This window comes from Streptomyces luteireticuli (genome assembly GCF_041519305.1).
Classification (GTDB): Bacteria; Actinomycetota; Actinomycetes; order Streptomycetales; family Streptomycetaceae; genus Streptomyces; species Streptomyces luteireticuli.
In genome coordinates, this window is the sequence record NZ_CP167927.1 from 6,262,468 (window position 1) to 6,274,114 (window position 11,647).

11 protein-coding genes are annotated in these 11,647 nt (G+C 69.8%); 8 read left to right on the plus strand and 3 right to left on the minus strand.

From position 1 onward, the window contains the following. Positions 1–678: 678 nt before the first annotated feature. From AB8735_RS28180 to AB8735_RS28190, 3 genes are all read right to left on the minus strand, one after another. The gene (locus tag AB8735_RS28180; RefSeq protein WP_372410176.1) at positions 679–1,680 is read right to left on the minus strand and encodes an aldo/keto reductase; all 1,002 of its coding nucleotides are present in this window, start codon (positions 1,678–1,680) and stop codon (positions 679–681) included. Next, positions 1,677–2,897, minus strand: a complete 1,221-nt coding sequence (locus tag AB8735_RS28185; RefSeq protein WP_372410177.1) for an MAB_1171c family putative transporter — start codon at positions 2,895–2,897, stop codon at positions 1,677–1,679. Before AB8735_RS28185 ends, AB8735_RS28180 begins: the two co-directional genes overlap by 4 nt. Positions 2,898–2,972: 75 nt before the next feature. After that, positions 2,973–3,371, minus strand: a complete 399-nt coding sequence (locus AB8735_RS28190; protein ID WP_372410178.1) for a toxin — start codon at positions 3,369–3,371, stop codon at positions 2,973–2,975. Positions 3,372–3,810: 439 nt separating this feature from the next. Here AB8735_RS28190 and AB8735_RS28195 point away from each other — a divergent pair, with 439 nt between their 5' ends. The 8 genes from AB8735_RS28195 to AB8735_RS28230 all read left to right on the plus strand — a co-directional run bounded on the left by AB8735_RS28195 (position 3,811) and on the right by AB8735_RS28230 (position 11,646). Further along, entirely contained in the window at positions 3,811–4,632 is an 822-nt protein-coding gene (locus AB8735_RS28195) for a Scr1 family TA system antitoxin-like transcriptional regulator (protein WP_372410179.1), read from the plus strand. Between the two features lie 17 nt (positions 4,633–4,649). Further along, the gene (locus tag AB8735_RS28200; protein WP_372410180.1) at positions 4,650–4,832 is read left to right on the plus strand and encodes a DUF397 domain-containing protein; all 183 of its coding nucleotides are present in this window, start codon (positions 4,650–4,652) and stop codon (positions 4,830–4,832) included. 392 nt (positions 4,833–5,224) lie between these two features. Continuing rightward, entirely contained in the window at positions 5,225–6,130 is a 906-nt protein-coding gene (locus AB8735_RS28205) for an aromatic prenyltransferase (RefSeq protein ID WP_344025204.1), read from the plus strand. Positions 6,131–6,341: 211 nt separating this feature from the next. Further along, positions 6,342–7,349: a mevalonate kinase gene (gene mvk / locus AB8735_RS28210; protein WP_372410182.1), complete on the plus strand. Its 1,008-nt coding sequence runs from the start codon at positions 6,342–6,344 to the stop codon at positions 7,347–7,349. Next, positions 7,339–8,355: a diphosphomevalonate decarboxylase gene (gene mvaD, locus AB8735_RS28215; protein ID WP_372410183.1), complete on the plus strand. Its 1,017-nt coding sequence runs from the start codon at positions 7,339–7,341 to the stop codon at positions 8,353–8,355. Before mvk ends, mvaD begins: the two co-directional genes overlap by 11 nt. Further along, on the plus strand, positions 8,355–9,470 hold the full coding sequence (locus tag AB8735_RS28220) for a phosphomevalonate kinase (protein ID WP_372410185.1): 1,116 nt from the start codon (positions 8,355–8,357) through the stop codon (positions 9,468–9,470). The genes mvaD and AB8735_RS28220 overlap by 1 nt, the downstream gene beginning before the upstream one ends. Positions 9,471–9,478: 8 nt before the next feature. Continuing rightward, positions 9,479–10,588 carry a type 2 isopentenyl-diphosphate Delta-isomerase gene (fni, locus tag AB8735_RS28225; RefSeq protein WP_344025425.1) on the plus strand — a complete coding sequence of 370 codons (1,110 nt, stop codon included), beginning with the start codon at positions 9,479–9,481 and terminating at the stop codon, positions 10,586–10,588. Then, positions 10,585–11,646: a hydroxymethylglutaryl-CoA reductase gene (locus tag AB8735_RS28230; protein ID WP_344025196.1), complete on the plus strand. Its 1,062-nt coding sequence runs from the start codon at positions 10,585–10,587 to the stop codon at positions 11,644–11,646. The genes fni and AB8735_RS28230 overlap by 4 nt, the downstream gene beginning before the upstream one ends. The last annotated feature ends 1 nt before the right edge of the window (position 11,647 follow it).

Consider the following 11,647-nt stretch of genomic DNA (forward strand, 5'->3'; position numbering starts at 1 on the left):
AGTGGCCGGTCGGCAAGGTCGGTTCTGCGTATCGGCAGTCGGCATGCGCGCGGTCGTCATGACAGACGTCGATGGTTCACCGACGGCCTTGGCCTGCTGCCGGAGAACCGTGCCTGGGTGAACCGCAACGCAGTAAGGCTTCCCGGGAAACGTGTTGGATCGCATGCCGGGGAGGGGCGCACGGCATCAGCGGCCGTAGCAGGGAGTCACACCCCGGAGCGCCACCGGCGGCCGGCCCGCAGTTCGCCGAGTCTCCGAACCCGCCCCGTCCAGTTTGCGCCGCACTCCAGCCGCCGGCGCCCGCCCCGGGAACCAAGCGCCGACCACCGCCCTGGCACAACGCGCGACGACACAGCGGTCAACTGATCGTCTCCACGGAATGCGTGCCAGAGCACGATTTCACCCGTCGCCGACAATCACGCCGAGTGAGGGCCGGTCCATCAATGGGGAGCCATCGTGTCCGTACCTCCATCGGCACCTGTCCATCAGCGGGGAATCCACGGTATCCGCTCACACACGCGCCGACTCTCCTCTGCTGACTCCTCTCTGCGGCACCACGGCAACTCCGATGGTGAAGGGCCGCGTATCGCACCGCGCATGTGCCGGTGGCTGTCGGGGCGACGCCCCGGTGCGTGACCGTTGCCGACTACCTTGGCGCGCCTGCGAGAAGAGAGGGTCTCAGTGCCCCAGCCGCTCCAGCGCTTGTGCCGGGTACCGTTCGCCGGCCACCGCGTCTTCCGGTACGGCCTCGCGCAGCAGGGCGAGGTCGCCGGGGGTCAGACGCAGGTCGGCCGCGTCGGCGTTCTCCTCCAGATACCGGCGGCGCTTGGTGCCGGGGATGGGCACGATGTCGTCTCCCTGGGCCAGCAGCCAGGCCAGAGCCGCCTGGGCCGGGGAGCAGCCGATCCGTGCGGCGACGTCCCCCACGGCCCGGACGAGTGCCAGGTTCCGGCCGATGTTGTCGTCGGCGAACCGCGGCCAGCGCCTCCGGTTGTCGTGCGGGGCCAGGTCGTCGCGGGAGGAGAGCGCCCCGGTGAGCATGCCGCGTCCCAGGGGAGAGTAGGCCACGACCGCGATTCCCAGTTCCCGGCAGGTGTCGAGGAGTTCACCCTCCACCACGTTCCGGGTGAAGAGCGAGTACTCGACCTGTACCGCGCTGACGGGATGGACGGCATGTGCCCTGCGGAGTGTGTCGGCGCTGATCTCGCTCAGGCCGATGTGTCGCACCAGTCCCTCGTCGACCAGCCGGGCCAGGGCGCCCACCGTCTCCTCGACGGGGGTGCCGGGGTTCCTGCGGTGCGCGTAGTAGACGTCGATGTGGTCGATGCCCAGGCGGCGCAGGGAGGCACGGCAGGCGACCGGGACATAGTCGGCCGAGGTGTCGACGTCACCCACCCGGCCGGTGGTCGCGTCATGGCGCAGGCCGAACTTGGTCGCCACCACCACCCGGTCCCGGTCTCCCCTGTGCCGGCGAAGCCAGCGACCCACCAGCTCCTCGTTGAGGCCCTGCCCGTAGGCGTCCGCGGTGTCGAACAAGGTGACGCCCCTCTCCAGGGCGCGATCCAGCGTGTGTTGGGACTCCTCCTCGTCGGGAACGCCGTAGGCGATCGACATGCCCATGCAGCCCAGGCCGATCGCCGACACCTCGGGCCCGTCGGTCCCGAGCTTGCGGTACTTCATCGCTTGGTCCTTTCAGCACTTTCAGCAGGGGGAAGAGCGGTGTACGCCCGGGCGACCCTCAGCAGCCACGCCACCTCGTCGGCGTAGCCGCCGCCCTCGGCCGTGTCCGGGCCGAGAGGCGCGGGCTCCTCCGCCGACCGCTGCCGGTGGTCGCGCTTCGCGCGCAGGGCCGCCGCCAGCGAGACGGCCTGCGCCCGGGCCCGCAGCGCGTCGCCCGACAGCCCCGCCTCGTGTCCCGACCGCCGGGCGGCGGTGACGATGTCCGGGTCCATGTAGGGGCGCAGGGCGAGCAGGCCGTCCTGTATCTCGATGACCCTGCGGTAGAGCCGGAAGTCGATATCGCCCGGCAGCAGGCGGGCGAGGCGGTTGGCCGGCCGGGGGTTGAGCGCGATGCCGGGGGTTGCCGTGAACAGCGCATGCCACAGCGGGTGCAGCCGCTGATACGTGACGAAGTTACGGGCCATTCGCCGCACGTCGGACACCCGGGGACCCCACGAGGGCATGGTGAGCCCCGCCACCAGGAAGAAGATGCCCGTGCCATTGGCGACCGGCGTCAGCAACTCCCACTCCAGCGGGTCGAGTCCGCACTGCACCGTGATCAGGGAGAGCAGGCGGTTGAGGCAGTAGACAAGGCATGCGCTCGCGCCGATCGCCGTGGCGTGCAGCCCTCTGCGGAGCGACTGTCGCCCCGCCACCCGCCCGTACCTCAGACACAGGCGGATGATCTCGATCATCCCGGAGCCGAACGCGCTGACGTACAGGAGCAGATATGCGGCCACGGCAGGGCGGTGCGCGTTCTGCAGGAGGTAGTGCGCACTGCGCTGCTGGCCCCCTTGTTTCGCCGCGGCCCACAGACCGACCATGACGACCGCCACCGCGGCCGCGGCCAGGAGCCGTACGAGCGCGCGTCGGCGGGCCTCCTCGCGCGGGTACACCCAGTAGACGATCGCGATGAGGAACGCGGCACTGGAGGCCACGCCGCCGAAGAGATGGATGCCCAGCGCCCCCAGGTCGTCCACTCCCAGGGCGATGTCCACCTTCCGCGCGACGAGCGGCGTGGAGAGCGTGAAGGAGACGCCTTTGCAGGAAAAGGCGACGAGCAGCGCCAGCAGTGCCGGGTCGTCCCGCCGGTGCCGTGCGTCGCGCAGCTTGTAGAGGAAGGCCAGCGCACACAGGGCCGCGCAGGCCGGGAACACCACGGCCTTCACGTCGGTCATGACATCCCCTGCCGTCGCCGCGGGCCGACGAGGAGAGGACAGCGGTGCGCGCGAGCCTCGGCAGGGACGGCAAGGTCAGCCGGGTTTGCCGGGGTTGAGGGAGTGGTCGATGCGCGCGACGGTCTCGGCGTCGACGGGCGGGACGTCCCAACGGGACTCCACCGGAGGGCGTGTGACCCGTTCGAGGATGAGGGAGGCGACGGTCTCCGCCTCCTGCTCCTCCGTACTGGAGTAGCTCGTACGCCCGAGGATCTCGCGGACGCGCTGAGGATCCAGATTCGGCAGCAGATATCCGAACCCCGTCGGGTCCAGTCCGGTGGAGTCGCGATGCCCGCACAGCATGTGCGCGAGTTCGTGGGCGATGATGTGATCACGATGCAGCCGACTGGTGTTCGCCTCGACGACGATGAAGTCGGCCTCGTTCGTCGCCAGCCAGATGCCGCAGGGCGACTTCGCTCCCAGAGGGAGTTCCACGAGTTGGATCGGGCGGTCGCGGTCCGCGCTGAGCCGCTCAGCGACCGTGGCGATGCCGCATCCGTCAGGCAGATCCAGCCTGGCCAGGATCGCTTCCGAAGTCTCCCGTGTGCCCGTTGTTCTCGCCGACGGCACACCGAGCCTTCGCAAGAGAGCATGTTTCCCGCGCACGCGCGAATCCCGTGACATGTCATTCTCCCCGACACACCATTCCACTGACGCTGTCTCGTGCGGCTGCATGGCTGTCGGCGATGGTAGCCCGCACTCACGGAACAGCAAGGCAATGCCACCAGGCAGCACGAAGTAGCTCGTGCGGGTGGGCTCTTCACGCGCAGGGTTCCTTCGCGTCGGTTCCGGTTACGGGCGTCGGTGCGTGGCGGTAGCTTGACCGGAAGTGACGGCCCCAGAGGGTCGTGTCTCCATGGGAGGGCGTACGACCGTGCCCGCGCCGAAGCGGAACGAACCGACGAATCTGAACGAGTGGTACGGCCTGAAGATCCGGGAGTTGCGCGAAGCGCGGGGCTGGACGCAGGCGGATCTGGGGAAGGCGGTCAGCCTCAGCGGCAGTCGGATCGCCCAGTTCGAGCGGGCGGAGGGTGTGCCGCCGAAGGACATCGCGAAGCTGCTCGACGAGGTTCTGGAGTCCGGGGGTGTCTTCACAGAGATGCGTCCGTTTCTCCAGCGCAGTGCGCACGCGAAGCGGTTCGAGATGCTGGTCGGTCCGGAGTCCGATGCGCTGAAGATCCAGCAGTACGCTCTCCTCGTCCCCGGCATCCTTCAGACTCGGGAGTATGCGACGGCCCTGCTGAGTGCGGGCGTTCCTTTCTTCGGCGGTGACCTGGAGGAGAAGGTCGCACTCCGCATGGCACGTCGAGCCGTCCTTGACAGTCCGAAGAGTCCATGGGTGCGTGCCATCATCGACGAGTCCGCTCTGTACAAGGTCATTGGTGGCGCCGACGTCATGCGACGTCAGCTGACGCATGTGCTGGAGATGTGCGAGAGGCCGCGTGTAGGGGTCCAGGTGCTGCCTCGTGACGGCTCTTCCCTGGTGGTAACGAGCCTTGCCCAGGCTGTCATCTGGATGCTTGAAGACGGGCGCACAGTCGTCGCCCAAGAGACAATGATCGACGCGTCGTTGATCTGGGACCCGGCCCAGGTGTCGCTGGTTACTTCGATCTACGATCAGCTGGCGGCCGACTCGCTCTCGGCTGATGCGTCAACCACTCTCATTCGTAAAGTGCTTGAGGAGCAGTACTCGTGACCTCTCTCGGTTCCGGTATGCCTCGCTTTGGCTGGCGCAAGAGCACCTACAGCGATGGGCTTGAGCAGTGCGTCGAAGTCGCCGACAACATACCCGGCCGCATACCCATACGCGACAGCAAACGCCGCCTCCACGTCATCACCGCCCAGCCGGGATCCTGGGCCGCCTTCGTCGCGGCCCTGCGCACCGGCGCCCTCTGACCCCCGCCCGCGTGGCCCACGTCACTGCGCCGCCCCTTGGTGTGTGGGCACTGCACGTGTCACTATTTCTGCACGCCGACCCTGCCCAAAAGCCGCTGCGAAGCGCCGGGTTGAGCGCCGGATCTGCCAGGTCCGCGCAGGTGGGGCGGTTCTCCTGAAGCCCGTCCGTCGGCCTCTTCGACGGTGAGTCTCCAGGGCGAGGAGCGCCTTGGCGACCGACGTGATCGGTAAGGGCACGCCGCATCGCGTCACGGTCATCGGTCATCGCACTGTTCCAACTCGTCATCGCTCCCCGCCGGAGCGTTCGAGCATGGGCCGTTCTCCCCGTCCGGGGAGGGCGGCCCTTGGTGTGTCCTCGTCCAACCGACGTCAATCTGAAACGTGGAGGAAGAATGTCGGATTCCGCTGGGATCACGGAGTTCTACACGGTCACCGAGGAGACCGCCCGGCTGATGGGCGTTCCTTGCGAGCGCGACACGGTGTGGCCCGTCCTGGAGACGTACAAGGACGTGATGGCGCTTCCGACCGTCATCTCCTTCCGGACGCAGACCGGTCCGCGTGGTGCGGGGGACGTGGACTGCCGCTGGACGATGCTGCACAAGGACGTCGACCCGTACGCCATCGCCCTGGAGAAGGGGCTGGTGCAGAAGACGGATCACCCGGTGGGCAAGCTGCTGGGGGAGATTCACGAGGCGTTCCCCATCGGGGGGTACGGCTTCGACTACGGCGTCGTCGGCGGGTTCAAGAAGACCTGGACGTTCTTCCCGGCGCCCGAGCCGCAGCCGGCGGCCAAGGTTGCCGAGCTTCCCTCGATGCCGCGCAGCGTGGCGGAGAACCAGGGGTTCTTCGAGAAGTACGGCCTTGAGGAGATCGTCAACACGATCGGCATCGACTACGCGAAGCGTACGGTGAACCTCTACTTCAACCCGCCGGAGCGGGAGTTCTTCTCGGCGGAGGGGATCCGGTCGGTCCTGCGCGACGCCGGGATGCCGGAGCCGAGCGAGGGGCTGCTGAAGTTCTGTGAGCAGGCGTTCGGGATCTACCTCACGCTGAGCTGGGATTCGTCGAAGATCGAGCGCGTGACGTTCGCGGTGAAGACCACGGACCCGCTGGGGCTTCCCGTGCAGGTCGACCCGGTGATCGAGAAGATCGTGAAGAACGCCCCGTACACCGCGGGCGAGCAGTACGTCTACGGCATCGCGGCGACCCCCAAGGGCGAGAACCACAAGATCCAGTCGTACTACCAGTGGCACACCCGGGTGGAGAGCCTGCTCACGCCCGTCGTCGACGCCGGATGACGAGCAGCCCGCCGGTGCGGAGGCGGGCTGTGTCCCTGGAGAGGTTGTCCGGCCGGCCACGGGGGAGTCGGACGGGACCGCCAGGGGCTTCGCGGAGCGAGTCGAGCCAGTCGAGCAAGTCCAGCACCGATACGGGACCGGAGGCCGGTCCCTGCCAAGAACTCTGGATGATGCGATCTCAATGCAGAAAGAACAAGGGGAGTTGAGTGCGTTGACTCTGCCTACCTCAGCGGAAGAGACATCGGAGGGCCATCGGGCCCGCACGGTCGGTGTCGGCCGTGCGCACGCCAAGGCCATCGTGCTGGGGGAGCACGCGGTCGTCTACGGGGCTCCGGCGATCGCCCTTCCGGTTCCGCAGTTGTCGGTCACGGCGACCGCCGGGTGGTCCGCCAACTCCCCTGACGACCCGGGCGACGTGTCCCTCACGATGACCGGTTCCGCGTCGAGGCCGGTGGCGACGCAGGCCTCCGACGGACTGCGGCGGCTGACCGCCGAGTTCAGGGCGATCATGGGGGTGGCGGACGACCTGCACCTCGACGTGGTCCTCGACAGCGCGATCCCGGCCGGCCGGGGGCTCGGTTCCAGTGCGGCGTGTTCGCGCGCGGTCGTCTTCGCCCTCGCCGATCTCTTCGACCGCGAAGTGACGCCGAGCATGGCGTTCGACCTGGTGCAGACGGCCGAGAACGTGGTGCACGGCCGGGCCAGCGGCGTCGACGCCCTGACCGTCGGTGCGTCCGCCCCGCTGCTGTTCCAGGCGGGCGAGGCCCAGGAACTGCCCATCGGCTGCGACGGTTCGTTCATCATCGCGGACAGCGGCGACGTGGGCCGGACCAAGGACGCGGTCGAGCTGCTGCGCGAGGGGTTCCGGCGCCGGCCGGGGGCGCAGGAGGAGTTCGTGCGCCGGGCGACCGAGTTGACGGAGGACGCCAGGCACGCCCTCGCCGACGGCCGGCCGGAGGAGCTCGGCGCGCGGCTCACCGAGTACCACGAGCTGCTCCGCGAGGCCGGACTCAGCACCGACCGGATCGACGCGATGGTCGCGGCCGCGCTCGCGGCGGGCTCTCTCGGAGCCAAGATCACGGGGGGCGGGATGGGCGGTTGCATGATCGCGCTGGCCCGGACCGAGCAGGCGGACGACGTCACCCGGCGGCTGCACGAAGCCGGTGCCGTGCAGACATGGGTCGTGCCGTTGAAGGGGTTCGCCGACGATGAGCGCTGAACACCGAAGCAACGGAAGCGCCACCGCCGTCGCGCATCCCAACATCGCGCTGATCAAGTACTGGGGCAAGAGCGACGAACAGCTCGTCCTCCCGCGGACCGACAGCCTGTCGATGACCCTGGACATCTTCCCGACGACCACCCGGGTCCGGCTCGTCCCCGAGGCGGAGCACGACGAGGTGACGCTCGGCGGCGCGCCTCTGGAGGGGGAGGCGCGGCGACGTGTCGTCGCGTTCCTGGACCTGGTGCGGGAGAGGGCGGGCAGCTCTCAACGGGCCGTCGTGGCAACCGAGAACACCGTTCCCACGGGGGCGGGTCTGGCGTCCTCCGCGAGCGGCTTCGCCGCCCTCGCCGTCGCCGCCTCCGCCGCGTACGGGCTCGACTCCGACCCCACCGCGCTGTCGCGTCTCGCCCGGCGCGGATCCGGGTCGGCGTCGCGGTCCGTCTTCGGCGACTTCGCGATCTGGCACGCGGGAAGGCCCGGAGAAGCGGACGCGGACCTCAGCTCGTACGCCGAGCCGGTGACCACCGGGGAGTTCGACCCCGCGCTGGTCATCGCGGTGGTCAACGCGGGCCCCAAGGCCGTCTCCAGCCGCGCGGCCATGCGGCGGACCGTCGACACCTCGCCGCTGTACGAGCCGTGGGCAGCCTCCAGCAAGGACGACCTCGCGGAGATGCGGGAGGCGCTCCTCAAGGGCGACCTCGACGCGGTGGGGGAGATCGCGGAGCGGAACGCGCTCGGCATGCACGCGACGATGCTGGCCGCGCGCCCGGCGGTGCGCTACCTGTCGGCGCCGACACTCACCGTGCTCGACAGCGTGCTGCAGCTCCGGCGCGACGGAGTGCCGGCCTACGCGACCATGGACGCCGGGCCGAACGTCAAGGTGCTCTGCCACCGCAAGGACGCCGAGCGGGTGGCCGCGGTCGTGCGCGGTGCCGTCCCGGGGGGCTCGGTGCACGTCGCCGGTCCCGGGCCGGGCGCCCGGCTGCTGAACGGGGCTGCCTGATGGCCCGTCAGCGGGCTGTTGTCCGGCGCGCGCCGGGCAAGTTGTTCGTCGCGGGCGAGTATGCGGTCGTGGATCCCGGCAACCCGGCGATCCTGGTGGCCGTCGACCGGTACGTCACCGTCACCGTGTCGGGGGCCGATGAGGACGGGGTCGTCGTCTCCTCCGACCTCGCCCCGCGACAGGTGCGTTGGCAGTGGCGCGACGGCAGGCTCGTCGTACGCGGCGAAGCGGACGGACAGCACGCCCGCGCCGGTCTGGAGCACGTGCTGGCGGCCGTCGAGGCCGTGGGCCGGCTGCTGACCGAACGCGGCCTGCCCACGCCCGCGATGGACATCTCGATCGGCAGCGAACTGCACGACAACGGCACGAAGTTCGGGCTGGGGTCGAGCGGCGCGGTGACCGTGGCGACCGTCGACGCCGTGGCGGCCTTCTGCGGACTGGAGCTGTCGCCCGACATCCGGTACCGCCTGGCCGTGCTGGCGACGGTGGAGATCGACCCCAGGTCCTCCTGCGGCGACCTGGCCGCCAGCACCTGGGGCGGCTGGATCGCCTACCGGGCGCCCGACCGGGACGCCGTGCTCGACCTCGTCCGGCGCCGGGGCGTCGAGGAGGCGCTCGGCACGCCCTGGCCGGGGTTCGAGGCGCGCCGGCTGCCGCCGCCCGCCGGCCTCTCGCTGGAGGTCGGCTGGACCGGAACGCCTGCCTCCACCACGGCCCTTGTAGCCGGTCTGAACCGGCGGACCTGGCGGGGCACCGCGTCCCACCGCAGATTCGTGGAGACCAGCACGGACTTCGTGCACGCCGCGGTCTCCGCCCTCGAACGGGGCGACGGTGCCGGGCTGCAGCAGCAGATCCGCCGCGCCCGGCGGGAGTTGGCCCGGCTGGACGACGAGGTCGGGCTGGGCGTCTTCACGACCGGGCTGACGGCGCTGTGCGCCGCCGCCGAGGCCGTCGGCGGCGCCGCCAAGCCCTCGGGGGCGGGGGGCGGCGACTGCGGCATCGCCCTGCTGGACGCCGAGGCGACACAGGACATCACTCACGTACGGGAACGGTGGGCCATGGCGGGTGTGCGGCCCCTGCCGATCCGTCCCGCCCTGGAAGGGAACCAAGAATGACCGAACCGCTGATCGCTCAACGCAAGGACGACCACGTCAGGCTCGCCGTCGAGCAGCAGCACGACCACAGCGGACGCAACCAGTTCGACGAGGTGACGTTCGTCCACCACGCCCTGGCCGGCATCGACCGCGAGGACGTGTCGCTGGCCACGTCGTTCGCCGGGATCTCCTGGCAGGTGCCGCTGTACATCAACGCGATGACCGGCGGCAGCGTCAACACCGGTGTCATCAACCGGAACCTGGCCATCGCCGCCCGTGAGACCGGTGTGCCCATCGCGACGGGCTCCATGAGCGCGTACTTCAAGGACCCCTCGTGCTCCGGCACGTACAGCGTGCTGCGCGAGGAGAACCCGGACGGGTTCATCCTGGCGAACGTCAACGCGACGGCCTCGGTCGAGAACGCGCAGCGCGCCGTCGACCTGCTCAAGGCCGACGCCCTGCAGATCCACATCAACACGGTGCAGGAAACCGTGATGCCGGAGGGCGACCGGTCCTTCGCTTCCTGGGTCCCGCAGATCGGGAAGATCGCGGCGGCCGTCGACGTCCCCGTCATCGTCAAGGAGGTCGGCTTCGGACTGAGCCGCGAGACCCTCCGGGTGGTGCAGGACCTGGGCGTGCGGGTGGCGGACGTCAGCGGCCGGGGCGGCACGGACTTCGCCCGCATCGAGAACGGCCGCCGGCGGCTCGGCGACTACGCCTACCTGGTCGGCTGGGGCCAGTCCACCGCCGCCTGCCTCCTGGACGCGCAGGGCGCCGGTATCCCGGTGCTCGCCTCCGGCGGCGTCCGCAACCCGCTCGACGTCGTCCGCGCGCTGGCGCTCGGCGCGTCCGGCGTCGGCGCCTCCGGCGGGTTCCTCCGCACGCTGCAGGACGAGGGCGTCGAGGCCCTGGTCGCCCAGCTCACGACGTGGCTGGACCAGCTGGCCGCGATGATGACCATGCTCGGTGCGCGCACCCCCGCGGAGCTGACGGGCTGCGATCTGCTGATCAGCGGCGGCCTCCGCGACTTCTGCGCCGACCGGGGCATCGAGACACGGCAGTTCGCCCGGCGTTCCAGCCGTACGGACGCAACCGGCGCCATCGGCGCCACCGACGAACCGACGGGGAGCACACGATGACCGAGGCACACGCGACAGCAGGCGTCCCCATGAAGTGGGTGGGGCCCCTGCGTATATCGGGGAACGTCGCCACCACCGAGACCGAAGTCCCGCTCGCCACCTACGAGTCGCCGCTGTGGCCCTCCGTGGGCCGTGGCGCGAAGGTCTCCCGGCTGGTCGAGGGGGGCATCGTCGCCACGCTCGTCGACGAGCGGATGACCCGTTCGGTGCTCGTCGAGGCCGTGGACGCGCAGACCGCGTACACCGCCGCGCGGACCATCGACGCGCGGATCGACGAGCTGCGCGACGTGGTGCGCACCTGCAGCCGGTTCGCCGAACTGATCGCCATCCGGCACGAGATCAACGCCAACCTGCTCTTCATCCGGTTCGAGTTCCGCACCGGCGACGCGTCCGGGCACAACATGGCGACGCTCGCGTCGGACGTGCTCCTCGGGCACCTGCTGCAGACGATTCCGGGCATCTCCTACGGCTCGATCTCCGGCAACTACTGCACGGACAAGAAGGCCACCGCGATCAACGGCATCCTCGGCCGCGGCAAGAATGTGGTCACGGAACTGCTCATCCCGCGGGACGTGGTCGAGCGCACCCTGCACACGACCGCTGCCAAGATCGTTCAGCTGAACATCCGCAAGAACATGCTCGGCACGCTGCTCGCCGGCGGCATCCGCTCGGCGAACGCCCACTTCGCGAACATGCTGCTCGGCTTCTACCTGGCGACGGGCCAGGACGCGGCCAACATCGTCGAGGGCTCGCAGGGCGTCGTCATGGCCGAGGACCGGGACGGCGACCTCTACTTCGCCTGCACCCTGCCGAACCTGATCGTCGGCACGGTGGGCAACGGCAAGGGCCTCGGGTTCGTGGAGACCAACCTGACCCGGCTCGGCTGCCGGGAGGACCGCGCCCCCGGGGAGAACGCGCGCCGGCTCGCCGTCATCGCGGCGGCGACGGTGCTGTGCGGCGAGCTCTCGCTCCTCGCGGCGCAGACGAACCCGGGCGAGCTCATGCGGGCCCACGTCCAGCTGGAGCGGGCCAACGAGTCGGTAAAGGTCGGTGTGTAGA

What these genes read in the sequence shown, in the direction of transcription:
- AB8735_RS28220 (WP_372410185.1), top strand. Translation starts at nt 8,355, where the DNA reads ATGGCCCGTCAGCGGGCTGTTGTCCGGCGCGCGCCGGGCAAGTTGTTC.
- AB8735_RS28185 (WP_372410177.1), bottom strand. Translation starts at nt 2,897, where the DNA reads ATGACCGACGTGAAGGCCGTGGTGTTCCCGGCCTGCGCGGCCCTGTGT.
- AB8735_RS28200 (WP_372410180.1), top strand. Translation starts at nt 4,650, where the DNA reads ATGCCTCGCTTTGGCTGGCGCAAGAGCACCTACAGCGATGGGCTTGAG.
- AB8735_RS28205 (WP_344025204.1), top strand. Translation starts at nt 5,225, where the DNA reads ATGTCGGATTCCGCTGGGATCACGGAGTTCTACACGGTCACCGAGGAG.
- AB8735_RS28230 (WP_344025196.1), top strand. Translation starts at nt 10,585, where the DNA reads ATGACCGAGGCACACGCGACAGCAGGCGTCCCCATGAAGTGGGTGGGG.
- mvaD (WP_372410183.1), top strand. Translation starts at nt 7,339, where the DNA reads ATGAGCGCTGAACACCGAAGCAACGGAAGCGCCACCGCCGTCGCGCAT.
- AB8735_RS28180 (WP_372410176.1), bottom strand. Translation starts at nt 1,680, where the DNA reads ATGAAGTACCGCAAGCTCGGGACCGACGGGCCCGAGGTGTCGGCGATC.